General features: G+C 54.3%; 22 protein-coding genes. 12 read left to right on the top strand and 10 right to left on the bottom strand.

Translation table 11 applies throughout. The features are described from left to right. Positions 1-58 precede the first annotated feature (58 nt). From glpD to ulaG, 7 genes are all read right to left on the bottom strand, one after another. Entirely contained in the window at positions 59-1,570 is a 1,512-nt protein-coding gene (glpD, locus tag ACZRKO_RS18090; RefSeq protein ID WP_463738629.1) for a glycerol-3-phosphate dehydrogenase, read from the bottom strand. Positions 1,571-1,848: 278 nt separating this feature from the next. Further along, complete coding sequence (locus ACZRKO_RS18085; RefSeq protein WP_140474201.1) at positions 1,849-2,607, bottom strand: DeoR/GlpR family transcriptional regulator; 759 nt, start codon at positions 2,605-2,607, stop codon at positions 1,849-1,851. Positions 2,608-2,616: 9 nt separating this feature from the next. Continuing rightward, positions 2,617-3,453, bottom strand: a complete 837-nt coding sequence (glpG, locus tag ACZRKO_RS18080) for a rhomboid family intramembrane serine protease GlpG (protein WP_463738628.1) — start codon at positions 3,451-3,453, stop codon at positions 2,617-2,619. A 305-nt stretch (positions 3,454-3,758) separates the two neighbouring features. Continuing rightward, positions 3,759-4,949, bottom strand: a complete 1,191-nt coding sequence (locus ACZRKO_RS18075) for a trans-sulfuration enzyme family protein (RefSeq protein WP_463738627.1) — start codon at positions 4,947-4,949, stop codon at positions 3,759-3,761. A 164-nt stretch (positions 4,950-5,113) separates the two neighbouring features. Next, positions 5,114-5,434, bottom strand: coding sequence for a thiosulfate sulfurtransferase GlpE (glpE, locus tag ACZRKO_RS18070; RefSeq protein ID WP_463738626.1), 321 nt, complete (start codon positions 5,432-5,434; stop codon positions 5,114-5,116). Between the two features lie 94 nt (positions 5,435-5,528). After that, positions 5,529-6,284, bottom strand: a complete 756-nt coding sequence (ulaR, locus tag ACZRKO_RS18065) for an HTH-type transcriptional regulator UlaR (RefSeq protein ID WP_463738625.1) — start codon at positions 6,282-6,284, stop codon at positions 5,529-5,531. 119 nt (positions 6,285-6,403) lie between these two features. Further along, positions 6,404-7,468 (bottom strand): L-ascorbate 6-phosphate lactonase, encoded by a 1,065-nt coding sequence (gene ulaG, locus ACZRKO_RS18060; protein WP_463738624.1) that lies wholly within the window; start codon positions 7,466-7,468, stop codon positions 6,404-6,406. A gap of 412 nt (positions 7,469-7,880) precedes the next feature. Between ulaG and ulaA the strand changes: the two genes are divergently transcribed. From ulaA to malQ, 8 genes are all read left to right on the top strand, one after another. Further along, on the top strand, positions 7,881-9,284 hold the full coding sequence (gene ulaA, locus ACZRKO_RS18055; RefSeq protein ID WP_463738623.1) for a PTS ascorbate transporter subunit IIC: 1,404 nt from the start codon (positions 7,881-7,883) through the stop codon (positions 9,282-9,284). Between the two features lie 14 nt (positions 9,285-9,298). Beyond that, positions 9,299-9,607, top strand: a complete 309-nt coding sequence (gene ulaB, locus ACZRKO_RS18050; RefSeq protein WP_463738622.1) for a PTS ascorbate transporter subunit IIB — start codon at positions 9,299-9,301, stop codon at positions 9,605-9,607. Between the two features lie 9 nt (positions 9,608-9,616). Continuing rightward, positions 9,617-10,087: a PTS ascorbate transporter subunit IIA gene (ulaC, locus tag ACZRKO_RS18045; protein WP_463738621.1), complete on the top strand. Its 471-nt coding sequence runs from the start codon at positions 9,617-9,619 to the stop codon at positions 10,085-10,087. A 17-nt stretch (positions 10,088-10,104) separates the two neighbouring features. Next, a complete protein-coding gene (locus ACZRKO_RS18040) occupies positions 10,105-10,761 on the top strand; it encodes a 3-keto-L-gulonate-6-phosphate decarboxylase UlaD (protein ID WP_463738620.1) in 657 nt (218 codons plus the stop codon). 10 nt (positions 10,762-10,771) lie between these two features. After that, positions 10,772-11,635, top strand: a complete 864-nt coding sequence (locus tag ACZRKO_RS18035; RefSeq protein ID WP_463738619.1) for an L-ribulose-5-phosphate 3-epimerase — start codon at positions 10,772-10,774, stop codon at positions 11,633-11,635. Continuing rightward, complete coding sequence (locus ACZRKO_RS18030) at positions 11,629-12,318, top strand: L-ribulose-5-phosphate 4-epimerase (protein ID WP_463738618.1); 690 nt, start codon at positions 11,629-11,631, stop codon at positions 12,316-12,318. The genes ACZRKO_RS18035 and ACZRKO_RS18030 overlap by 7 nt, the downstream gene beginning before the upstream one ends. 177 nt (positions 12,319-12,495) lie before the next feature. Further along, positions 12,496-14,916, top strand: coding sequence for a maltodextrin phosphorylase (malP, locus tag ACZRKO_RS18025; protein WP_463738617.1), 2,421 nt, complete (start codon positions 12,496-12,498; stop codon positions 14,914-14,916). 8 nt (positions 14,917-14,924) lie between these two features. Then, a complete protein-coding gene (gene malQ, locus ACZRKO_RS18020; protein WP_463738616.1) occupies positions 14,925-17,000 on the top strand; it encodes a 4-alpha-glucanotransferase in 2,076 nt (691 codons plus the stop codon). A gap of 45 nt (positions 17,001-17,045) precedes the next feature. Here the strand turns inward: malQ and ACZRKO_RS18015 are convergent, their stop codons facing one another. The 3 genes from ACZRKO_RS18015 to gntX all read right to left on the bottom strand — a co-directional run bounded on the left by ACZRKO_RS18015 (position 17,046) and on the right by gntX (position 20,097). Next, positions 17,046-18,464, bottom strand: coding sequence for a DUF1996 domain-containing protein (locus ACZRKO_RS18015; RefSeq protein WP_463738615.1), 1,419 nt, complete (start codon positions 18,462-18,464; stop codon positions 17,046-17,048). Between the two features lie 261 nt (positions 18,465-18,725). Continuing rightward, positions 18,726-19,301, bottom strand: a complete 576-nt coding sequence (gene nfuA, locus ACZRKO_RS18010; protein ID WP_463738614.1) for a Fe-S biogenesis protein NfuA — start codon at positions 19,299-19,301, stop codon at positions 18,726-18,728. Positions 19,302-19,404: 103 nt separating this feature from the next. Next, a complete protein-coding gene (gntX, locus tag ACZRKO_RS18005; protein WP_463738613.1) occupies positions 19,405-20,097 on the bottom strand; it encodes a DNA utilization protein GntX in 693 nt (230 codons plus the stop codon). A 44-nt stretch (positions 20,098-20,141) separates the two neighbouring features. Between gntX and bioH the strand changes: the two genes are divergently transcribed. The 4 genes from bioH (at position 20,142) to ACZRKO_RS17985 (ending at position 24,258) form a co-directional block, all read left to right on the top strand. Beyond that, complete coding sequence (gene bioH, locus ACZRKO_RS18000; protein ID WP_463738612.1) at positions 20,142-20,912, top strand: pimeloyl-ACP methyl ester esterase BioH; 771 nt, start codon at positions 20,142-20,144, stop codon at positions 20,910-20,912. Between the two features lie 234 nt (positions 20,913-21,146). Continuing rightward, complete coding sequence (locus ACZRKO_RS17995) at positions 21,147-21,416, top strand: YdgH/BhsA/McbA-like domain containing protein (RefSeq protein WP_463738611.1); 270 nt, start codon at positions 21,147-21,149, stop codon at positions 21,414-21,416. Positions 21,417-21,733: 317 nt separating this feature from the next. Next, a complete protein-coding gene (gene mdcA, locus ACZRKO_RS17990) occupies positions 21,734-23,395 on the top strand; it encodes a malonate decarboxylase subunit alpha (RefSeq protein WP_463738610.1) in 1,662 nt (553 codons plus the stop codon). Then, the gene (locus ACZRKO_RS17985; protein WP_463738609.1) at positions 23,395-24,258 is read left to right on the top strand and encodes a triphosphoribosyl-dephospho-CoA synthase; all 864 of its coding nucleotides are present in this window, start codon (positions 23,395-23,397) and stop codon (positions 24,256-24,258) included. Before mdcA ends, ACZRKO_RS17985 begins: the two co-directional genes overlap by 1 nt. The last annotated feature ends 28 nt before the right edge of the window (positions 24,259-24,286 follow it).

The raw sequence follows: 24,286 nt of genomic DNA, 5'->3' as shown, positions 1-24,286 counted from the left end.
GAGCATTGATATGAAAAAGGCACCCGATGGGTGCCTTTTTGCGTTGGTCTGCTGAAGTTTAAGATGCCAGCGACAAATGTTTCTTTTGCTGCTTATGGGTTGCCAGCCACTCGGCGACGCGCTGTTGCTGGGCTTTGTCCAGCCACATGCCGAGTTTGGTACGCCGCCAGATGGCGTCGTCCAGCTCGATAACCCACTCTTTTTCCACCAGATAACGCAGTTCGGCTTCGTACAGACCGTGGCCGAAATCTTCGCCGAGCGATTCCAGACTGGTAGCATCCGCGATAAACAACTCGGTCTGACTGCCGTAAGTATGGGTATAGCGACGGGCCAGCGATTCAGGCAACCATTTGAAGCGGTTGCGCAGGTTGGCAGCGTAAGTTTCGCGATCTCCGCCCAGTTTTCCGCCCGGCAATACAGCATTTTTGGTCCAGGCGGGACCGGCTTTCGGGTAGTACTTAGTCAGTTTTTCCAGCGCGTGTTCAGCCAGTTTACGGTAGGTGGTGAGCTTGCCGCCGAAGACTGACAGCAGCGGAGCCTTACCGTCCTGATCGTGCACGTCCAGCGTGTAATCGCGGGTGACTGCCTGCGGAGAATCAGACTCATCGTCACACAGCGGACGCACACCGGAATAGCTCCAGACGATATCCTCTGTGGTCAGCTGCTTCTTAAAGTGATCGTTGTACACTTTAAGCAGGTAACTGGTCTCTTTATCATCGATTTTCACATCTTTCGGATCACCGTGATACTCCACGTCGGTGGTGCCGATGATGGAGAACTCATCCAGCCACGGGATCACAAACACAATGCGGTGATCTTCGTTCTGCAGAATATAAGCCTGCGGCTGATTGTGGGCGCGTGGTACCACAATGTGGCTGCCTTTGATCAGACGAATGCCGTAAGGGGATTTTAACTTCAGGCCATCGTCGAAGAAATGTTTGACCCACGGGCCAGTGGCATTCACCAGACCTTTGGCGCGCAAGGTGAAGGTTTTGCCGGTATCAATCTCTTCGGCTTCCACCATCCACAGTCCGTCTTCACGCCATGCACGGGTCACACGGGTACGGGTACGCACTTCGCCACCGCGTTCTTCCACTTCCTGAGCGTTGAGCACCACTAAACGCGCATCATCAACCCAGCAGTCGGAATATTCGAAGCCTTTGGTCAGCTCAGGTTTCAGCACGGAATCCGCGCCAAATTTCAGCCCTTTACTGGATGGCAAACTGGTGCGTTTTCCCAGATGGTCGTACATGAACAGACCGATGCGGATCATCCAGGCCGGGCGCAGATGTGGCTGGTGCGGCAGGCGGAAACGCATCGGGAAAGCGATGTGTGGCGCAAGGCGCAGCAGGACTTCGCGTTCGGCCAGTGCTTCACTGACCAGGCGGAATTCGTAGTGTTCAAGATAGCGCAAACCACCGTGAATCAGCTTTGAACTGGCCGAAGACGTTGCGCTGGCCAAGTCTTGCGCTTCCAGCAGCAGAACGGACAGCCCACGGCCAGCCGCATCCGCAGCGATGCCGGTACCATTAATACCGCCACCGATTACGATCAAGTCTTTGGTTTCCACGTCATCTTCCTCCAGATGTTCGAAATAGCTCTTTTATGTTCGTTTTCGCTCACGATTGTAATCGAGAATCATCAAACAAGCCAAGCGTTAACCAAATAAAAACATTTAGGCGTGATGCAGGTAACATTATTTTGTCGTTTTTGCGCAAAAAGGTCAGGGATAAAGCAAAAGGAAAGAGAAAAGCGCGGAGTTTTTCGCAATTGTTCGTTTGACGGCGGGGATGAATTGGGAGAAAGCACCGGATGCGTGTCAGGAACGCATCCGGCGGGCAGGGCGGTTTAGCAGAGTTCGAGCTGAACGTCGTACTTGTCGATGATTTTCATGACGCTTTCCGGTGGCTGCTGGTCGGTGAACAGATAGTCGATCAGACTCATGTTACCGAGGTTAACCATTGCGTTACGGCCAAACTTGGAGTGGTCGGTGACCAGCATCACGCAGCGCGAGTTCTCAATGATGGCGCGTTTGGTACGCACTTCATGGTAGTCAAACTCCAGCAGCGAGCCATCCATGTCGATGCCGCTGATGCCCAGAATGCCGTAGTCGAGGCGAAACTGAGAGATAAAGTCCAGCGTGGCTTCGCCCATGATACCGCCGTCGCGGGTGCGTACTTCGCCTCCGGCCAGGATCAGGCGGAAATCTTCTTTGGCCGTCAGCAGCGTGGCGACGTTCAGGTTATTGGTCACGACGCGCAGATTCTTATGGTTGAGCAGCGCATGAGCCACGGCTTCCGGCGTGGTGCCGATATCAATAAACAGCGTTGCCCCATCAGGGATCTGCGCAGCGACGCGCTGGGCAATACGCGCTTTCTCTTCCGACCACATGATTTTTCGGTCGTTGTAGGCGGCGTTGACCGAACTCGATGGCAGTGCTGCGCCGCCGTGATGACGGTGAATTTTGTTCTGCTCGGCCAGATCGTTGAGGTCGCGGCGGATCGTCTGCGGGCTGACGGCAAAGTGCTCAACCAGTTCTTCCGTGCTGACGTAACCCTGCTGGCGTACGAGGTCAATAATGGCGTCATGGCGTTGTGTCTGTTTCACCGAAATCCCCTAATTCTGTTTTTTATGTGACGTGCGGGTGTCAACAAAGGCCATGAGCAGGCCAAGCACCAGACCGAAAACGTGCGCGGCATTGGCAATCGCCATGCCCATCACGTTGAAGTAGCCCAGCACCAGCCAGGCAATGGAAAATACCATTAGTCCGCGCGGCAGAGAAATTCCGCGTTCGGGTTTGAGTTCGCCGGTCAGCCAGACGTAACCCATCAGCGCGTAAACCACGCCGGACAAACCGCCAAACCAGATGCCGCTGAATAACGACTGCCCCCAGCCGCTGACCAGTGCAGAGACCAGAGTAATGGTGAACAGTTTGCCGGTGCCGAGGCGTTTTTCCACCGGTCCGCCGAGATACCACCACCACAGCAGATTGAACAGAATATGCAGCAGGGAGAAGTGCAGCAATGCCGGGCTGAACCAGCGCCAGATTTCAGCATACTGACTACTGCCCATCGGCCATGCCAGCACGCGCATCACGCTTTCATCACCGTAAATTTGTTGCAGGATATAAACTGCGATGCACAGGAAAATGACTGCCATAGTCAGCGGTCCGGCCTGGCTGCGAATGCGCTGCCAGTAAGAGTAGTGCTGATAGCTCAGGTGCGCATCGGTGCTGCCGGTGTGCCAGCTCGCGGCCAGATAACGCTCATGCAACGGATCTTCTAAAAACAGCGCGACCTGCTGCTCAACTTCGGGCAAACGGGATTCATCGTCCAGCCACAGTTGCACTTCCTGACTCTCTTTTTTGACCTGCAGTTTTATCCCCTGCGTCGCCATGTAATCAACAAAGGCCAGGGCCAGACGGGGATTGTTCAGGCTAAGAATGCGTACCATATTATTTTGCTGGTCCTGTAATAGTTTGATTTTTCGACGACATGGGTAGGGTAACCCTATCTGCCAGCTTTAGGAAAATCGATTATACCCGTCATACTGCAAGTTGCAGCATTGTTGGCTGCTTTCACTCAGCCCGGTCACAAGGTACGGCCATGCTCCCTGGGATTCGTTCTATTGCCGCCGTGCTGCGACTCGAATTATTTTGGGAATATCACGTCAGAGGCGCGGCTGTATGCTGCATAAAAAAAACCGACCGGGCAAACCCTGGTCGGTTTTTTTGTCAAAACAGTGACGCGAAGGGGAAATTACAACCCTTCGAGCGCCTGCTGAATATCGTCCACTAAATCTTCCACATCTTCAATGCCGATGCTGATACGCACCAGACCGTCAGTGATGCCGCTTTGACGGCGTACTTCCGGCGATACCGCGCTGTGCGTGGTAGTGGCCGGATGGCAGGCCAGCGAGTCGGTGTCACCCACTGAAACAGCCTGCGTAATAAGGGTCAGCTTATCGAGGAACGTCCTTGCCGCGTCGCGACCGCCGCGCAGTTCAATGGCCATAATGCCGCCGAATAATTTCATCTGGCGCGCCGCAATCTCATGGCCCGGATGGCTTTTCAGCCCCGGATAAAACACCTGCGATACTGCCGGGTGCGCATCCAGCACTTCAGCAATGTGCGCGGCGCTGAGTGAACTGGCTTCAACGCGCAGAGGCAGGGTTTTCAGGCCACGGGTCAGCAGGGCGGCTTCGAACGGACTTAAGCAGCCGCCGAATTGTTTCAGGCTCAGGGTACGGATCGGGTCAATCAGCGCTTTGCTGCCGACGACGACACCGCCGGTCGCATCACCGTGGCCGCTGATGTATTTGGTGGCGGAGTGCAGGGAAATGTCGATGCCCAGATCCAGCGGACGCGTCAGATAAGGGGTGGCGAAAGTATTATCTACTACGCTGACCGCACCCGCCTGTTTTGCAATACGCGCAATTTCGGCGATATCTGCAATACCCAACACCGGGTTCGCCGGGGTTTCAACAAACACCATCTTGGTGTGTACCGTCAGCGCTGCCTGCAAATCTTTCGTGTCAGCCACGAATACCGGTTTGATGCCATAACGCGGCAACAGGTTGCGGATCACCCCTTCGGTGCCACCGTAAAGTGTACCGACGTGGATGATTTCATCGCCCGGAGAGAGCAGGGCAAACAGTACGGCGCTGATGGCCGCCATTCCACTGGCACAGGCTACGGCGCTTTCTCCGCCTTCGAGGGCGGCCATTTTCTGCTCAACAACGGCAACGGTCGGGTTAGCGAAGCGGCTGTAAGAGTAGCCCGGTTCTTCGCCGCTGAAACGCCGTGCGCCGCTGTCGAAATCATCGTAGGAGAAAGCCGACGTGGCAGTAATTGGCGTGGCAATGGCGCCGGTCAGTTTGTCAGGTTGCTGGCCGGCATGAACCGCCAGCGTACGCATGCCCAGAGGGCGGGAGTTTTCCAGGTGTTTCATCTTCATATCCTATAAATATCAGAGATAAATTATACCAATACTTAAAAGGTGCAGCTTATTCGGCTTAAGAACATTTAAGATGCAGACCAAACCAATGGTTATAACCAAGCGGTCGCGCCACGAGGGGCCGCTATCTAAAATGCGAAGGGGAGAAACGCCTGGGATCAGGCTTCTACATCTTGAGGGAAGGTTTTTGACCAGGCTTCGAAGCCGCCGTCAACGCTGTAGACCGACTCGAAACCTTGTCCGATCAAGAATTGCGCGGCGCCGCGGCTGCTGATGCCGTGGTAACACATCACCAGCACCGGCGTTTTGGCGTCGGCGGTTTGCATGAAGGCTGCCATGCTTTCATTACTCAGATGGAATGCGCCGGGAGCGTGGGCCGCACCAAAACTTTGTGGGTCGCGGATATCGACCATCACCGCGTCGCCGGATTTCAGACGGGTATGTGCAAGCTCTACGCTGATTGCTTCAAATTGTTCCATGCGGACTGGCCTCGTTAAGGATCACTGAGGCTATTCTACCGAATTATTGCGCCACCAAGACCAGACAAACCGCAGGGATAACCAAAATAAACATTCAGACCAGAATCACCTTCACGCCTTTTGCGCGCAGCTGATCGAGGATCGTCGCATCGGCGTCCTGCCCGGTGATAAGCACATCGATTTGCTCGGTGCGGCTAAACAGCATCCCGGCACGCTGGCCGACTTTAGTGCTGTCTACCAGTACCGCCAGTTTACCGACGTAATTCAGCATCTTCTGTTCGGCCATTGCGGTGAGCATATCGGTTTTATAGAGACCGTCGCTGGTCAGCCCTGCGCCGCTGGTGAACATCCAGTGACCGGCATACAGACTGGCGTCACCATCTTGCGGAGCCAGCGTGATGGACTGACTTTTATTGTACTGGCCACCCATGATAACCACGCTCTCGTGCTCCTGCTCAATCAGATAATTGGCCAGCGGCAGATAGTTGGTGATCACCTGAATATCTTTACCGCACATTTCACGGCCCAGCAGAAAGGCAGTAGAACCGCAGTTAATCACCACGCTTTCACCCGGCTGGCAGAGTTGCGCCGCCGCCTGAGCGATACGCATTTTTTCATTAAGATTTTGCGTCTGGTGAATGTTCAGCGGCGTCCAGTTTTGGCGCGGGGAGGTGACGGCTTCGGCACCGTTGCGCACTTTACGCAGCTTGCCCAGCTCATTGAGTTTGGTGATATCGCGGCGCGCCGTAGCGGGCGAAATATCAAAATTGCCGATCACATCTGAGACAGAAATCTGGCCCTGACGCTGTAAAAGCTCAAGGATCGCATTGTGGCGTTGTGGTTCTGTCATGGTGTCTCCGCGGGGGTAATGATTACCGCGTGATTATAGACGAGCATTTAAAGCATTCAATCATCATTTTCTGAGAGGGCGCGGAGAAGGAGATCCCCGCACCTTCCCTTATTGACTTATTAAAGGAATGATTTGAAAGGCAAATCTGTTTCTGTGGTGAAGCAATCATCGAAGCCACGCGGATAGTGATATTCGAAATTATCTTTGTCATCCGGGTAAGTAAACTTGCCACCAACCTGCCAGATAAACGGCTTGAAGCCATATTTCAGGCGATCTTTTTTCATCTCCCACAGTACGCGGATCTCCTGCGGGTCAGCCTGGAAGTTAGACCAGATATCATGGTGGAAGGGAATAACTACCTGTGTTTTCAGTGACTCAGCCATGCGCAACATATCGACGCTGGTCATTTTATCGGTCACGCCGCGCGGGTTTTCGCCGTAGGAGCCGAGTGCTACGTCGACTTTATATTCGTTACCGTGCTTGGCGTAGTAGTTGGAATAGTGGGAATCACCGCTGTGGTACAGGTTACCGCCCGGCGTTTTAAACAGATAGTTTACCGCGCGCTGATCCATCATGTCCGGCAGCACGCCAGCCGCCTTCTGGTCTGCTGGCAAGGTGATGAGCACGGTGCGGTCAAACGAATCCAGCGCGTGAATTTCCACATCTTTAATTCGCACGACTTTCCCCGGCGTCATCACAATGCAGCGCTCTGCCGGAACGCCCCAGCTCATCCATAAATCCACGCAGGTTTGCGGGCCGATAAACGGCACGTCTGCGGCACAGTTTTGCATGACGGCTGCTGCTACGTTGACGTCAATGTGGTCATTGTGGTCATGCGTTGACAGGACGGCGTCGATCTCTCTGATAGCAAAGGGATCCAGTACGAACGGCGTGGTGCGCAGGTTAGGTTGCAGTTTCTTCACGCCTGCCATGCGCTGCATCTGGTGACCAGTTTTCATCAGCGGGCTGCTGTGATTTTGCTTGCCCACGCCACACCAGAAGTCGACACAAATATTGGCACCCCCTTCTGATTTCAACCAAATACCCGTACAACCCAGCCACCACATGGCGAAGGTACCCGGCGCGACGCGCTCCTGTTCGATCTCCTCGTTTAACCAGGTACCCCACTCAGGAAAGGTGCTGAGGATCCAGGACTCGCGGCTGATGGTTTCTACTTTACTCATGGTCTTCCCTCGTCATGTGTTGAAGTGCGAATTTAATCACATGAAGTCATTTTGTGATTAAATATGATTTGTTGTGAGGAAATTATCATTGATTTAAGCCACTGACAATGGAAAAAATGCGGATAAAGCGTACGGTATACGATGGTGTATTGCAGGAAATATATTCTGAAAATCGCCTGTAATTGATGGAATAATGATTTATATATATGAATTTATTACTATAATTATCTGAGTGTAAACAGGGGGTATAGCAACGTTCAACGATAACTTGCGAGCACGCTCACAAATAATCACATTGAATCTTTTACTGACTGTCGGTGAGCATTAGAGTTCCAGCGTCCCTACATCGTTTGTGGCTAATGCATCAGGGTAAAAGCCTGGGCGGGTCTCTCGAAGGTTAACGGAGTGTTTTATGGAATTCCTCTATACCGTATTTACCGTATTTTTTAATCAGGTGATGACCAACGCCCCGCTGTTGCTGGGTATCGTCACTATGTTGGGTTACATCCTGCTCAGGAAAAGCGCGAGTGTGATCATCAAAGGCACCATCAAAACCATTATCGGTTTTATGTTGCTGCAGGCCGGTTCCGGGATTCTGACAGGTACATTCAAACCGGTGGTCGCCAAACTGTCAGAAGTTTACGGCATCAACGGCGCGATATCTGACACCTACGCCTCGATGATGGCAACGGTTGAGCGCATGGGCGATGCCTATAGCTGGGTCGGTTACGCAGTGCTTATTGCGCTTGGCCTCAATATTCTTTATGTCGTTTTTCGCCGCATCACGGGCATCCGCACCATCATGCTCACCGGCCACATCATGTTTCAGCAGGCCGGGCTGATTGCCGTGTTCTTCTACATCATGGGATATTCGATGTGGACGACCATCTGGTCAACGGCGTTTCTTGTGTCGCTCTACTGGGGCATCACCTCCAACATGATGTACAAACCGACGCAAGCCGTGACGGAAAACAGCGGCTTTTCCATCGGTCACCAGCAACAGTTTGCCTCATGGATTGCCTATAAAATCGCGCCATATCTGGGCAAGAAAGAAGAGAGTGTGGAAGACCTTAAACTGCCGGGCTGGCTGAACATTTTCCATGACAATATCGTTTCAACTGCCATCGTTATGACCGTTTTCTTCGGCATTATCCTCTGCTCGTTTGGTCTTGATACCCTGCAAAAGATGGCCGGTAAAACGCACTGGACCATTTATATCCTGCAGACCGGCCTGATGTTCGCCGTGGCTATTTTCATCATCATTCAGGGCGTGCGCATGTTTGTCGCCGAATTGACGGAAGCCTTCAACGGTATTTCTCAACGTTTAATCCCCGGTGCCGTTCTGGCTATCGACTGCGCGGCGATTTACAGCTTCGCGCCAAATGCGGTGGTCTGGGGCTTTATGTGGGGCACCATCGGTCAGTTGATTGCCGTCGGCATTCTGTTTGCGATGGGCTCATCCATCATGATCATCCCCGGCTTCATCCCGATGTTCTTCTCCAACGCGACTATCGGCGTATTTGCTAATCACTTCGGTGGCTGGCGCGCCGCACTGAAAATCTGTCTGGTGATGGGCATGCTCGAAATATTCGGTTGTGTTTGGGCCATCAAACTGACGGGCCTGAGTGCCTGGATGGGCATGGCAGACTGGTCAATTCTCGCACCTCCGATGATGCAGGGCTTCTTCAGCATCGGGATGGCCTTTATGGGCGTCATCGTGGTCATTGCACTGCTTTATATGTTCTTTGCGGGGCGTACATTGCGCGCCGAAGAGGACGCTGAAAAACAAACGCTTAATCAATCTACTTCTCACTAATCAACGAGGTTCCCATGACAGTACGAATTTTGGCGGTATGCGGTTGCGGGCAAGGCAGTTCGATGATCATGAAGATGAAAATTGGGCAGTTCCTGACGCAGGAAGGGGTGGATCACACCATGAACAGTTGCGCAGTCGGTGAGTACAAATCTGAACTGGGTGGAGCTGACATTATCGTCGCCTCTACGCACGTGGCAGATGAGATCACCGTCAGTGGCAATAAATACGTAGTGGGCGTGCGCAATATGCTCTCTGCCGCTGACTTTGGCCCGAAGGTGATGGAAGTGATCAACGCGCACTTCGCCAAAGACCTGAAGAAATAAGGAGCATCCATGAAACTGCGTGATTCTCTGGCTGAAAATCAGTCTATCCGCCTGAACGCGGAAGCAGAAACCTGGCAGGAAGCCGTAAAGATTGGTGTCGATTTACTGGTGGACGCCGGCGTGGTGGAACCTCGCTACTACCAGGCGATTTTGGATGGCGTTGAGCGCTTTGGTCCCTATTTTGTTATCGCGCCTGGCCTCGCCATGCCACATGGCCGTCCGGAAGAAGGCGTTATCGAGACAGGATTCGCACTGGTAACGCTGAAAAAACCGCTGGTGTTTAACCATGAAGATAATGATCCGGTCGATATTCTGATCACGCTGGCCGCCGTTGACGCTAACGCCCATCAGGAAGTTGGCATCATGCAGGTGGTTAACCTGTTTGAAGATGAAGAAAACTTTGACCGCCTGCGCGCCTGCACCACGCCCCAGCAGGTACTGGATTTAATCGATCAGACGTCCGCTGCGGCGGCGCAATAAAAGAGAAGGAATTCATTATGTCTCACCCATTACCGATGTTGCAGGTGGCGCTGGATAACCAGTCGATGGACGATGCCTACAAAACCACCCGCTTAATTGCCAGTGAAGTCGACATTATCGAAGTCGGCACCATTTTGTGTGTCGCTGAAGGCGTGCGCGCCGTTCGCGACCTGAAAGCGCTCTACCCGGAAAAAATTGTCCTGGCCGATGCCAAAATTGCCGATGCCGGGAAAATCCTGTCGCGCATGTGCTTTGAAGCCAATGCGGACTGGGTAACGGTGATTTGCTGCGCTGATATCAACACCACCAAAGGTGCGCTGGAAGTGGCGAAAGAGTTTGGTGGCGACGTGCAGATTGAACTGACCGGTTACTGGACCTGGGAACAGGCCAAAGAGTGGCACGACGCGGGCATCCAGCAGGTCGTTTATCACCGCAGCCGTGACGCGCAGGCCGCCGGTGTCGCATGGAGTGATGCTGACATTACTGCCATCAAGCGCTTGTCTGGTATGGGCTTCAAAGTGACCATTACCGGCGGTTTGGCACTGGAAGATTTGCCGCTGTTTAAAGACATTCCGGTGCACGTGTTTATCGCCGGTCGCAGCATCCGCGATGCCAAAGATCCGGTCGACGCCGCCCGTCAGTTTAAAAAATCAATCAGCCAGCTTTGGGGCTAAGGACTGCGTAATGATGCATAAAGCCGTGCCGCTTGGGATCTATGAAAAAGCCCTGCCTGCGGGAGAAGACTGGTTTGAACGCCTGAGTCTGGCGAAAGAGTTGGGTTTTGATTTCGTCGAAATGTCTGTTGACGAAAGCGACAACCGGCTTGCACGGCTTGACTGGAGCCGTGAACAGCGGATGGCGGTGGTTGATGCCGTCGCCCGCACCGGGATTCGCATCCCGTCGATGTGCCTCAGTGCGCACCGCCGATTCCCGCTGGGATCGGAAGATAACAAAACCCGCAACCAGGGCTTGGAAATCATGCGTAAAGCCATTGTGCTGGCGCAAGACCTCGGTATCAGGGTTATTCAGCTAGCGGGTTACGATGTCTATTATCAGGATGCCAACGACCATACCCGTGAACGTTTTCGCGATGGGTTACAGGAATCTGTCGAGATGGCCAGCCGTGCACAGGTGACGCTGGCGATGGAGATCATGGACTATCCGCTGATGAACTCCATCAGCAAGGCACTGGGCTACGCGCATTACCTGAATAACCCGTGGTTTCAGCTGTATCCGGATATCGGCAATCTCTCCGCCTGGGACAATGACGTGCAAATGGAGCTTGCCAGCGGCGCAGGCCATATCGTCGCCGTGCATATTAAAGATACCCAACCCGGCGTATTCAAAAACGTTCCGTTCGGCACCGGTGTGGTCGAGTTCGAACGCTGCTTCAGCACCTTACTCAACAGCGGTTACCGAGGCCCCTATCTTATCGAAATGTGGAGTGAAAGCGCTGCGGATCCGTTGAAAGAAGTGCGCGAGGCCCGCGCATGGGTGATCGACAAGATGCAAAAAGCCGGACTGAACATGGAGGAAACCGTATGTTAGAACTGCTCAAAGAACAGGTCTTCTCCGCCAACATGGCGCTTCCTGCCCGCGGCCTTGTGACCTTCACCTGGGGAAACGTCAGTGGCATTGATCGGGCCTCTGGTCTGGTGGTTATCAAACCCAGCGGCGTGGAGTACGAAGTGATGACCGCTGCCGACATGGTGGTAGTGAATATGCAGGGCGAGGTCGTAGAGGGGCACTTCAAACCTTCGTCTGATACGGCCACTCATCTCGAGCTTTATAGGCGATATGCCGGGCTTGGCGGCATTGTGCATACCCATTCGACCTACGCTACGTCATGGGCGCAGGCCAGTGTGGCGATTCCGGCGCTGGGCACCACCCATGCGGACTATTTCGCGGGCGCGATCCCCTGCACAAGGCCATTAAGCCGGGATGAAGTGGCGGGGAAATATGAACTGGAAACCGGCAAAGTGATCGCCGAAACGCTGGGTGACACCGATCCGCTGCACATGCCGGGAATTCTGGTATCGCAGCATGGGCCGTTTTGCTGGGGTACGACGCCTGAGCTTGCCGTACACAATGCGGTAGTACTGGAGGAAGTGGCGAAAATGGCGTGGATCACCGGCACGCTGAACCGCCAGATGCCGCCAATGGATAACTATTTACTGAACAAACATTTCACCCGCAAACACGGGCCGGATGCTTACTACGGGCAAAAATAGCCGCAACATCATTAATATTTATCGACAAATCCCTCAGCTCATCACGTCACTGCGGTGAGCTTTTTTGCATTATAGGGTTTATACCTATAACTGATCACAGATCACGCTTTGATCCCTGAATAAAGCTAAAACAGACTTCTCCTCCCGGTTGATTAACGAAAAGGAAAGAGCTGCCTTATGACCAAACCCACTCTCAAACATGATGTTTTTTTGGCTGCGTTAACCCGCCAGTGGCAAGCGTTTGGACTCACTTCCGCCTGGGACATGACCCGGCATCAGTGGTGGCATGCCATCAGCGCCGCCGTGGCTGAACAATTGCCGCCGCAAAATGATACCGTCCCTGCCAGTAAGAAACATCATAAAATTCATCGGCATGTGAATTATATTTCAATGGAATTTTTGGTCGGGCGCCTGACCGGCAACAACCTGATTAATCTGGGTTGGTATGAAAAAATTGCCAGTGCACTGGAGCAGTTTGATATCAATCTGACTGACCTGTTAGAAGAAGAAATTGACCCGGCGCTGGGCAACGGCGGCTTGGGCAGACTGGCTGCCTGCTACCTTGATGCGATGGCGTCGGTCGGGCAACCGGCTATCGGCTACGGGCTGAACTATCAGTACGGCCTGTTCCGCCAGCGCTTTGTTGACGGGCATCAGAAAGAGTCACCGGACGACTGGCACCGCAGCGACTACCCGTGGTTTCGCCACAACAGTTCATTGGCCGTCAGCGTGGGTATTGGTGGCAACGTGGTGAAAAATGACAACGGAACACTACGCTGGGAGCCGGAATTTACCTTGCGCGGTGAAGCCTGGGACCTGCCGGTACTCGGTTACCGCAACGGTGTGACTCAGCCGTTGCGGCTTTGGGAAGCCACCCATCCGCACCCGTTTGATCTGGAAAAATTTAACGACGGCGAATTCCTCAAAGCGGAGCAGCAGGGCATCGACGCCGCGAAGCTGACCAAAGTGCTTTACCCGAATGACAACCATCAGGCCGGTAAACGTCTGCGTCTGATGCAGCAATATTTCCAGTGCGCCTGCTCGGTGGCCGATATCCTGCGCCGCCATCACTTCCTCGGGCGCAAAATTTCTGAATTACCCGACTACGAAGTGATTCAGCTTAACGATACCCACCCGACCATCGCGATCCCTGAAATGCTGCGTATCCTGCTCGATGAACACCAGATGAGCTGGAAAGATGCCTGGCACATTACCAGTCGTACTTTCGCCTACACCAACCACACGCTGATGCCGGAAGCGCTGGAAACCTGGGACGAAAAACTGGTGCGCAGCCTGCTGCCGCGACACTTCCAGATAATCAAACAGATCAACGCCAACTTTAAGAAACAGGTCAGCAAAGTGTGGCCGGGCGATGAAGCCGTCTGGGCCAAACTGGCGGTGCATCACGACAAACAGGTGCGTATGGCCAACCTGTGCGTAGTGGCTGGTTTTGCGGTAAACGGCGTCGCCGCCCTGCATTCTGATTTAGTGGTAAAAGATCTGTTCCCCGAATATCACCAACTGTGGCCTGAAAAATTCCACAACGTCACCAACGGCATCACGCCGCGCCGCTGGATAAAACAGTGTAATCCGGCGCTGTCGGCCCTGATTGATGAGCGGCTGAAAACAGACAGTTGGGTAACCGATCTCGACTTGCTGAAAGGGCTGGAAAGCGGCGTTAAAGACAAAAAATTCTGCAAACATTATCGCAAAATCAAGCATGAGAATAAGGTCAGGCTGGCAGAGTATGTCTGGCATCGCATGGGGATCAAGCTCAATCCAGATGCCATTTTTGATGTGCAGATCAAACGCCTGCATGAATATAAACGCCAGCACCTGAACCTGCTGCATATTCTTTCGCTCTATCGGCAAATCCGTGATAACCCTGCGCTGGACATTGTACCGCGCGTGTTTCTGTTCGGGGCCAAAGCCGCACCGGGCTACTATCTGGCGAAAAATATCATCTATGCGATCAATCAGGTCGCGAAGAAGATCAATAACGATCCGATCGTCGGTGATCGCCTTAAAGTGGTGTTCATTCCTGACTATTCGGTTTCGGTCGCTGAAATGATGATCCCCGCGGCTGACGTTTCTGAGCAAATTTCTACCGCCGGAAAAGAGGCTTCAGGAACCGGCAACATGAAACTGGCGCTTAACGGTGCCCTGACTATCGGTACGCTCGACGGCGCGAATGTTGAAATTGCTGAACAGGTTGGTGATGAAAATATCTTTATTTTTGGTCTGGACGTTGACGGCGTCAAAGCGCTGCAAAAGAAAGGCTATAAACCGCAAAGCGTAGTGAAAAAAGATAAACACCTGAAAGCCATTCTGGATGAATTGGCCAGCGGTTTCTTCAGCCACGGTGACAAACACGCCTTTGATCTGATGCTCAACAGCTTCAAAGAGGGCGGTGACCCCTATCTGGTACTGGCCGACTTCGCGGCATATTGCGAGGCGCAGAAAAAAGTGGATGCATTGTACCGCGACGCTGATGAATGGACGCGCCGGGCGATACTCAACACAGCCCGCGTAGGGATGTTCAGCGCAGACCGTTCCATCCGCGATTATCAGCAGCGCATCTGGCAGGCAAAACGTTAGGAGCAGGCATGGAGGGCAAGCAACTCGGACAGGCAGCACAGCAGGCAGGGATTGTAGACAGTTTCATTAATATGCGTGAGGAGGTGCAGTCGGTTTCCGATGACACCAAACAGGCGCTGTTAGCGGCGATGGGGCGCGGAGAGGTCAGTCAGGAAGAAACCCTGCCGCTACCTTTCGTAAAGGTATTTTATCAGGACGCGTCGGTGGTGCTTACGCCGCAGGGCAGTCAGGCATTCCGCTGGCAACTGACGCAAGAAAATGGCGACCGGACGGAAGGGAAACTGTCCGCCGGGGCAACACTCCGGCTACCCGCGGATTTACCGGTGGGTTATCACCATCTGACCCTTAACTGGGGCAAAAATACGTGCGGATGCCGCATTATTATTGCACCGCGCCGCTGCTATGAACCGCCTCAGTTGCTGGCGGGGGAAAAGTTGTGGGGCGCGACTGTGCAGCTTTATACCCTGAGATCGGAACAGAACTGGGGCGTCGGCGATTTCGGCGACCTCAAACGAATGGTGGAAGAGGTCGGTAAGCGTGGCGGGGCTTTTGTCGGCCTCAACCCGATTCACGCGCTGTATCCGGCCAATCCGCTGAGCGCCAGCCCTTATAGCCCGTCGTCACGCCGCTGGCTGAATATCACCTATATCGACGTCAATCAGGTGGAGGAGTTTGTACAAAGCGAGGAGGCTCAGCGCTGGTGGCAGTTACCCGCTACCCGTGACACGCTGCATCAGGCGCGAAGCGTGGAGTATGTGGATTATCCACAGGTGATGAAGTTAAAGCTGGAAGCGCTCAATCTGGCGTGGAAAATGTTTTGCGATGTCCCCGAAGCCAGCCAGCGCAAGCGAGACTTTCGCCGCTTTGTGCATCTTGGCGGCGACAGCCTGCGTCAGCAGGGCGTGTTCGACGCACTGCATGTCCATCTGCGCGACCTCGATTTAGGCCTGTGGGGCTGGCCGGTCTGGCCAGAACCCTACCGTGATATTCATAGCCCGGACGTGGCAGAATTTTGCGAACGCTATGCCGACGAAATTGAATTCTATCTGTGGTTACAGTGGCTGGCGCATGTGCAGTTTTCTGACTGTTATCAGACTAGCGTTGCGCTGGGGATGCCGCTCGGACTTTACCGGGATCTGGCCGTTGGCGTGGCAGAAGGGGGGGCCGAAACCTGGTCGGACACGGCGCTCTACTGCCTGAAAGCGACCATTGGTGCACCGCCGGATATCCTCGGGCCACAAGGCCAGAACTGGGGGCTTCCACCCATCGATCCGCATGTGATGAAAGAGCGTGCCTATCAACCATTTATCGATTTGCTGCGGGCGAATATGGCGGAATGCGGCGCACTGCGCATTGACCATGTGATGGGGTTGATGCGCCTGTGGTGGATTCCGGCGCATGAACATGCAGGCAAGGGTGCCTATGTGCGTTATCCGCTCGACGATCTGCTTGGCGTGCTGGCGCTGGAGAGTCAGCGTCATCAGTGCATGGTGATTGGTGAAGATCTCGGCACCGTGCCAAAAGAGATCATTGCCAGCCTGCATGACAGCGGCGTTTACTCTTATAAGGTGCTCTATTTCGAGCAGGAGAAGAACGGCGTTTACCGTGCGCCGCAGGATTACGTGGTGCAGGCGATGGCGACCGCCACAACCCACGATTTACCCACGCTGCGCGGTTATTGGGAGGCTGGTGATTTAACCCTCGGTGAAACGTTGGGCATTTACCCTGACCCGACCGTGCTGGCGGCCCTGCGCGTTGAGCGGGAAGCCAGCAAACAGGCGCTGCTTGATGCGCTGCACCGACATGGCTGCGTAGCGAAAAGCATCGGGCACTTGGCTGAGAAAATGGCGATGACACCTGCGCTCAACCTTGGCCTGCAACGGTATCTGGCTGACAGCGCCAGTGCCTTACTTGGTCTGCAGCCGGAAGACTGGCTGGACATGGCGACGCCGGTAAACGTGCCGGGGACCAACACCGAATACCCAAACTGGCGGCGAAAACTGACGCGAACGCTGGAGGAAATGTTTGATGATGCGCAAATTGATGCGTTGCTCGGTGATTTGAACCGGCGGCGAAAGGCGTAATCCTGGCTGCAGAAAAGGGCCTGAGTTTCCTCAGGCCCGTAGTGATTAATTCTCTGTTGCTGCTTTATAGCCTTTCACAATCAGCAATGGCGGATGGTTGGTTTCGGTAGAATCGAAAGTGTACGTACCACCGTTCTGGTCACCGCCAAGATAGAAAGCGACTTCCGTTTTGCCTTCTGCCAGCGCTTGGCGAACAGCCGTATCCACGGTGATATCGCGATACTGACGGTTATTGTTCATGGAAACTGATCCAGCGGATTGATAATCCGTAACCGGATGGTTATCCCAGTTCACGGTTTTGCCATCCCAGTCTGTTGAGGTGCTGTAGACATATAATCTGCCGGTGGCGCTGGAAGCCGCATTGCCACCAAACACCCGCAGACGGTAGACGAATAATCCTTCCTCAGAAGCCGGGATCGCTTCCGGCAGTGCAGGAATTTTAAACTTGAACAGGATCAGGCTTTCAGGATTGCTGGCATGACCGCCGTTTTTCCAGTTGTCGCTGGCGGTCAGTACTGTGCTACTGCCGTAATTGGTGGTGCTACTGGTGCTGCTGACGACCGTGTCTTCCAGTGCAGGCTCGTAGCTGTAGGGGATGGTGTTACTGCAATCGAATGCCAGATTCATGCACAAATCGGTCATGTATTTTGCTGACTGTTCAGGCCAGCCATTCACGAAATCGGCATGTGCGGTGTAAATGCTTCCCCAGTTCTCGATACGTTGATCACCGACCATGGTCGGGTCCATCGAAAGCTGTATTTTGCTGGTATCCAGTGAGGTGATCTGTGGTAACACGTAGGCAATATTCATGTTGACCTTAGGTATTTTCACCGGGAAATTCGCCGGACAAACATTGTTTGAATCATAGGCGGCATTCGCCTGTCCTTTTACGGGTGCCAGGTGAACACCATCCCAGCAGTTAGGGAAGTTAATGCCGATGTTGAATTGCACGGCATCCCCGCCTGAGCGCAAACCACAGACCTGATCGGCCTTATTGGTATAACCGTTGCCATTGGCACATAAGAAACTGACGTTAGGATTCGGCGTCGTTCCCACGTGATCGCCGGCCAGCAATTGCAGCCCTTTCGGGAACGGCGTCAGCGGGTACTTTTCAACCGAGTTAGCCTGATAATAGGTTTTCTGATAGGACGGCTTCACGACTTCACCTGAAGGCAGTTTCATGGTGGGTGCCCAGTAGGCTGTGGAATCCGCCTTGTTGTCGCAGGTGGTTTCGGGCTTTGCCTGCAGCGTGTCGTAGGTAGAATACGCATCGGTGCTGGTATTACCGAAGAAGTCGTGCAGCATCGCGTGATTGGGCATGCCAAACATCAGAATGGCATCGTCGCCGAGGGTATGGCTGTAGGAACAGGAAACATTCGACTGGCCTGACGCCGCATGAGAAGCCAGCGGCATTAGCGCGAACAGACCAGTGAGAGGGACTAAAAAGCCAAAGGTATTTTTCATCGTAGACTCCGGACAGACAGTAATTTCCTTAGAAATGACATCCGGGGAAGTGTGTATTCCGGGCCTGACTCTCGCTTGAGAAAGCAGGTCTGTACATGATTCCTTTTCCCCTGCTCTGTTGTATTCGCAATCCGCAGGCGCTGATAGCAACTCTGGTTGTGCCATCACAGGCACAACAGGAAGGGGGAAATTGCAGGCAATAAAAAGGGCCCAGCAGTGCTGAACCCTAAAGCATTGGGATACTGAAACGGCGTTAACTGATCAGTAGAACGAGTGTTCGCCGCGCTGGTGTTCGGTCAGATCACGAACGCCTTTCAGTTCCGGGAAGTTTTTTAGCAGATCTTTTTCGATGCCGTCTTTCAGGGTGACATCAATCATAGAACAGCCGTTACAACCGCCGCCGAACTGCAAAATGGCGATGCCGTCATCGGTGATTTCCATCAATGACACGCGGCCGCCGTGGCTGGCGAGCTGCGGGTTAATCTGCGATTGCAGCTGATATTCAACACGTTCCATCAGCGGTGCATCGTCAGCCACTTTACGCATTTTGGCGTTCGGGGCTTTCAGCGTCAGCTGTGAACCGAGCTGGTCGGTGACAAAGTCGATCTCAGCTTCCGCCAGATACGGCCTGCTGAGTTCATCGATGTAAGCGGACAGCTTCTCGAATTTCAGTTCGGTATCGGTTGATTCCACCGCGTCAGGTGGACAGTAGGAGACACCGCATTCGGCGGTAGGCGTACCGGGGTTAATCACGAATACGCGGATCTGGGTGCCTTCTTCCTGGTTTGCCAGCAATTTGGCAAAGTGCTCTTGGGCAGCATCGGTAATAAGGATCATAGTATTTGCTCAATAGTTGACTGCTTCAGTTGGTTATAATACGCCCTTTGCTTTTACCCGTCATCTTTCAAGTAGCCACTATGTTAGCTGTGTGTGCTCAAGGTTACAGCGTGCGGCAGATACACCAGATTTGTAACGACGCAACACCCTGATTGCGCAGCAGTTTGCTGATTTCTCGCAGCGTGCTGCCGGTCGTCACGACATCATCGATCAGGGCGACGTGTTTCCCTTGAAAGTTTTCATCGCAGACGAACGCCTTACGTAAATTCAGTTTGCGTGCCGCTTCCGACAGGTGTTGTTGCGGCGCAGTGGAACGGATACGGCGCAGTGCCTGAGGGCGAAACTGACAGCCCAACCAGCGTGCCAGCGGTTGGGCGAGTAATTCGCTTTGATTGTAACCGCGAGAAAAATAGCGCCTGCGGTGTAACGGTACACTGAGCACCACGTCGGGGCGCACGACATCACCGGCACGAAAACGGGCGAGCCAGCGCAACAGCAACAGTCGCGCCAGCGTAAGGGCCAGCTCCGGTTGACGGGAAAACTTCAGCCGCATCACCAGCCCGCTCAGCGGCGGCAGATAATCAGTGGTATAAATCATGGCGTCCCACGGTGGCGGCTTGTGCAGGCAGCGGCCGCAGTCTAAGTTCTGGCTGGCGCTGGGTAAGCCGCAACGCGGGCAACAGGGCGGCGACAATGGCAGGCTTTTAACGCACAGGCTGCACATACCGTGTCGGGCAAGATGTAACGGCTGCTGACATAGCCAGCAAAGGCCGTGAATTGTTATCCTTAACGTCATCTTTATCACTTCCCTAATTTGTGAAATCAAACGGACATTACCTTATGAACAGGCTCTACTGGCAGACCTTTGGCGAAGGAGATCGCAATCTTGTGCTGCTTCACGGATGGGGACTGAATGCAGAGGTGTGGCGTTACATTGCGCCTCGACTCGCGCCGCATTTCCGTCTGCATCTGGTGGATTTACCGGGCTATGGCCGCAGCCAGGGTTTTGGACCGATGGGCCTCGTGGAGATGGCTGAGGTAGTGCTGGCTGCGGCACCGGAAAGAGCGGTGTGGCTGGGCTGGTCGCTTGGCGGGCTGATCGCCAGCCAGATTGCGCTGAACGCCCCGCAGCGTGTGGAGGCGCTGATCACCGTGGCGTCATCACCGTGCTTTGCTGCGCAGGATGAGTGGCCGGGTATCCGCCCGGAAGTTCTGCAGGGGTTTGAACATCAGCTGAGCGAAGATTTTCAGCGCACCGTCGAGCGTTTTCTGGCGCTGCAAACGCTGGGCAGCGAGAGCGCCCGTCAGGATGCGCGTATGTTGAAAGCCGTGGTGCTCGATCAGCCGATGCCGCCGGTTGAGGTGCTGAACGGCGGGCTGGAGATCCTGCGACAGGTCGATTTACGTCAGGCGATGTGCCTGTTGCCGATGCCTTTACTGCGCATGTATGGGGCGCTGGACGGTCTGGTACCGCGCAAGGTTGCATTTTTACTCGATGCATTATGGCCGGATTCCATTTCACGGGTGATGGAAAAAGCCGCCCATGCACCATTTGTGTCTCATCCGGAGGCCTTTTGTGAAGAAATTATGCGATTCATGGTCACAAATTGAAATGTAATGTAATTATTTTGCACATTTAGACTGGCTAATTTTTAGAAGTGATTAATACTGAAGAGGATAATACCGCGTGGTGACTGAATGGTTGCGTTCCGGCCATTGCGGAAAAAGCTGCGTTTCTGGGGAAACTTTGGTGTCTGACCGGGAAGGTTCACGCCAGCGCAGGCTTCACCCGCGTTATTGTCACAGGAGTTTCATTAATAATAATCACTCTTTAGAGGTAACTTCATGAAATCTTATAAAATTATGGCAGTGGCGTTGGTGGCAGGTTTGTTCTCAGTGAGCGCAATGTCTGCAGAGCTGATCACCAAAGAAGTTGCAAAAGAAAAAGGCTACACCAGCGTAGGGACTGTGAGCACCAGCGGTGAATACACAGCACCAATGGATGCTCGTGAAGAGCTGTCCAAACTGGCTGATGAGAAAGGCGGTAAGTACTTCGTGATCATCGGTGGCCAAGAGAAGAAGAAAATTAGCGCAACGGCTGAAGTCTTCAAATAATATCCTTTATATCCATGATTCTATGGCTCGAATGATTCTGGATAGAGTGTGAATAAAACAAGAGAGGGATGCCTGCGGGCGTCCCTTTTTTTGTGCCATTTTTGTGCACCGCATCGTTTTTTTCATTCTTATCCTGCTGATATAACGCACCTGTTTTTAAACGTTACTCTCAGGGTAACGATCGGTTCCTGCGCTTGATTGATGCCACGTCATCCCCTTCCTACACTTAACGCACTTATTATCCGACGCATATACGATGTACCGCCACTTGTCAGAGCCGCACGCTGCTCGGCAAGTTAACCCAGGGAGGTTAAGGCATGACGCAACATCCGCAGTCCACCAGAGCTTGGGACACCCGCCGCAGTGAGAAACAACGGCGGATTGAGAGTGTCCGGACCGTGGCTCAGGGCAAAGTGTTACCCACCGACCAGATTATCTCCATCCTCGAAACGCTGATTGCCCCCGGCGACCGCGTTGTCATGGAAGGGAATAACCAGAAGCAGGCCGATTTTCTCTCCCGCTCGCTGGCGAAAGCCAATCCGGAAAAGCTTCATGACTTGCATATGATCATGCCGAGCGTCAGCCGTGCCGAGCATCTTGATCTTTTTGAGCGCGGTATCGCCCGCAAACTCGATTTTGCCTTCTCCGGCCCGCAAAGCCTGCGCATTGCACAGTTGCTGGAAGACGGGCAGATGGAGATCGGTGCCATTCATACCTATATCGAGCTCTATTCCCGTCTTTACGTGGATTTAGTGCCCAATATTGCCCTGATCGCCGGTTTCAAAGCTGACCGCAAAGGCAATCTTTATACCGGCGCCAGCACTGAGGATACGCCTGCGCTGGTGGAAGCCGCTGCCTTCAAAAATGGCATCGTTATCGCTCAGGTCAATGAACTGGTCGAAGAGGGCTGCGATCTGCCGCGCGTGGATATTCCCGGCGACTGGATTGATTTTGTGGTCGTCGCCGACCGTCCGTTCTTTATCGAACCGCTGTTCACCCGCGACCCGCGCCTGATCAAACCGGTACATGTCCTGATGGCGATGATGGCTATCAAAGGCATTTATGCCAAACACAACGTGCAGTCGCTCAACCACGGTATTGGCTTTAACACGGCGGCGATCGAACTGCTGCTGCCAACTTACGGCGAGCAGCTCGGCCTGCGCGGCAAAATCTGTAAACACTGGACGCTGAATCCTCACCCGACGCTGATCCCGGCCATCGAAAGCGGCTGGGTCGATACCGTGCACTGTTTCGGCGGTGAACTGGGAATGGAGGAGTATATCCGCGCCCGTCCGGATGTGTTCTTCACCGGCTCAGACGGCTCGATGCGCTCTAACCGCGCCTTCTGCCAGATGGCCGGTCAGTACGCGGTTGACATGTTTATCGGTTCGACGTTGCAGGTTGACGGTTTGGCTAACTCATCGACGGTGACTCGTGGTCGTCTGGCCGGTTTTGGCGGCGCGCCCAATATGGGCCACGACCCGCATGGCCGCCGCCATGCCACTCCCGCCTGGCTCGACATGATTGAAGAGCCGGATCCGCTGGCGCGCGGTAAGAAGCTGGTGGTGCAGATGGTGGAAACCTATCAGGCCGGTGGCAAACCGACCTTTGTGGAGAAGCTCGAAGCGGTTGACGTCGGTAAAGAGTCCGGTATGCCGCTGGCGCCGGTGATGATTTACGGCGACGACGTGACTCACGTCCTGACCGAAGAAGGGATCGCCTATCTGCACCGGGCGCGATCGCTTGAAGAGCGCCGCGCCATGGTAGCCGCGGTGGCGGGTATCACGGATATCGGACTGGGCGTGGATGCCAAACGCGTTGCCGAACTACGCCGTCAGGAACTGGTGGTCTTCCCGGAGGATATGGGCATTCGCCGCACCGACGCCACACGTTCGCTGCTGGCGGCGGGCAGTGTCAGTGATCTGGTCGACTGGTCTGGCGGTTTGTATAACCCGCCGGCGAAATTCCGGAGCTGGTAATGACGATACCGCAGATTTTATCGGTCAGGGGCGAAAGTGCCGCTGAACAGTTAGCCGCAAGGCTGGCACACGAGGCGACGCAGGCGCTGATCGATGAAGCGCGGCTCAGCCCGAAACCGGGTCTGGTGGACAGCCGGGGTTCAGGAGCCCATCAGGATCTGACGCTGGCGCTGATGGAACGTTCGGCGCACAGCCTGACTTCTACTTTCCATGCTCTGGCGCTGCACAGTTTTCAGCGCCCGGCGGATATCGCGCTGCGTCAGGAAGTGGGGCGTCTGGGGCGCGAAGGCGAGGCCGTGATGATGGAAGCCACCGGCGGAGTGAATACTCACCGGGGCGCAATCTGGGCGATGGGCTTGCTGGTCAGCGCCGTCGCAATGCAGCCTGAAACCGTTAGCCCGGCGATCATCGCCGGACGGGCGGCAAAACTGGCGACGCTGCCCGATGCGTTCAGCCCGAAAAGCTTTAGCAAGGGTTCCCATGCCGTTCAGCGCTACCAAGTGCCGGGCGCGCGGGAGGAGGCACAGGGTGGTTTTCCACACATTCTCGAACTCGCCTTGCCGCAGCTGCGTACCAGCCGTCAGTCTGGCGCGACGGAAAGTCAGTCGCGGCTCAATGCGCTGCTGGCCGTGATGACCCGCCTTACCGATACCTGTGTGCTGTCGCGTGGTGGCCTGCCCGCTTTATGGGCAATGCACGCCGGTTCCCGCGCGGTGCTAGACGCTGGCGGCACGCAAACGGCCGCCGGACGCAGGCGCCTTCAGGCGCTGGAAAAACGGATGCTCAATGACAACGCCTCACCCGGCGGCGCGGCGGACTTACTGGCTGCCACTCTGTTTCTCGATCGCGTCTCTCTGGCGTGACCGGCCCGATTATTAACATCATGATTTG

This window comes from Ewingella sp. C233 (genome assembly GCF_055407225.1).
The sequence above is the reverse complement of the archived record's forward strand: the minus strand, read 5'-3'. Positions and strand labels throughout refer to the sequence as shown.

Excerpts from the sequence above, each read along its gene's own strand:
- glpG (WP_463738628.1), bottom strand. The coding sequence starts at position 3,453 with ATGGTACGCATTCTTAGCCTGAACAATCCCCGTCTGGCCCTGGCCTTT.
- ACZRKO_RS18075 (WP_463738627.1), bottom strand. The coding sequence starts at position 4,949 with ATGAAACACCTGGAAAACTCCCGCCCTCTGGGCATGCGTACGCTGGCG.
- glpE (WP_463738626.1), bottom strand. The coding sequence starts at position 5,434 with ATGGAACAATTTGAAGCAATCAGCGTAGAGCTTGCACATACCCGTCTG.
- ulaR (WP_463738625.1), bottom strand. The coding sequence starts at position 6,284 with ATGACAGAACCACAACGCCACAATGCGATCCTTGAGCTTTTACAGCGT.
- ulaG (WP_463738624.1), bottom strand. The coding sequence starts at position 7,468 with ATGAGTAAAGTAGAAACCATCAGCCGCGAGTCCTGGATCCTCAGCACC.
- ulaA (WP_463738623.1), top strand. The coding sequence starts at position 7,881 with ATGGAATTCCTCTATACCGTATTTACCGTATTTTTTAATCAGGTGATG.
- ulaB (WP_463738622.1), top strand. The coding sequence starts at position 9,299 with ATGACAGTACGAATTTTGGCGGTATGCGGTTGCGGGCAAGGCAGTTCG.
- ulaC (WP_463738621.1), top strand. The coding sequence starts at position 9,617 with ATGAAACTGCGTGATTCTCTGGCTGAAAATCAGTCTATCCGCCTGAAC.
- ACZRKO_RS18040 (WP_463738620.1), top strand. The coding sequence starts at position 10,105 with ATGTCTCACCCATTACCGATGTTGCAGGTGGCGCTGGATAACCAGTCG.
- ACZRKO_RS18035 (WP_463738619.1), top strand. The coding sequence starts at position 10,772 with ATGATGCATAAAGCCGTGCCGCTTGGGATCTATGAAAAAGCCCTGCCT.
- ACZRKO_RS18030 (WP_463738618.1), top strand. The coding sequence starts at position 11,629 with ATGTTAGAACTGCTCAAAGAACAGGTCTTCTCCGCCAACATGGCGCTT.
- malP (WP_463738617.1), top strand. The coding sequence starts at position 12,496 with ATGACCAAACCCACTCTCAAACATGATGTTTTTTTGGCTGCGTTAACC.
- malQ (WP_463738616.1), top strand. The coding sequence starts at position 14,925 with ATGGAGGGCAAGCAACTCGGACAGGCAGCACAGCAGGCAGGGATTGTA.
- ACZRKO_RS18015 (WP_463738615.1), bottom strand. The coding sequence starts at position 18,464 with ATGAAAAATACCTTTGGCTTTTTAGTCCCTCTCACTGGTCTGTTCGCG.
- nfuA (WP_463738614.1), bottom strand. The coding sequence starts at position 19,301 with ATGATCCTTATTACCGATGCTGCCCAAGAGCACTTTGCCAAATTGCTG.
- gntX (WP_463738613.1), bottom strand. The coding sequence starts at position 20,097 with ATGACGTTAAGGATAACAATTCACGGCCTTTGCTGGCTATGTCAGCAG.
- bioH (WP_463738612.1), top strand. The coding sequence starts at position 20,142 with ATGAACAGGCTCTACTGGCAGACCTTTGGCGAAGGAGATCGCAATCTT.
- ACZRKO_RS17995 (WP_463738611.1), top strand. The coding sequence starts at position 21,147 with ATGAAATCTTATAAAATTATGGCAGTGGCGTTGGTGGCAGGTTTGTTC.
- mdcA (WP_463738610.1), top strand. The coding sequence starts at position 21,734 with ATGACGCAACATCCGCAGTCCACCAGAGCTTGGGACACCCGCCGCAGT.
- ACZRKO_RS17985 (WP_463738609.1), top strand. The coding sequence starts at position 23,395 with ATGACGATACCGCAGATTTTATCGGTCAGGGGCGAAAGTGCCGCTGAA.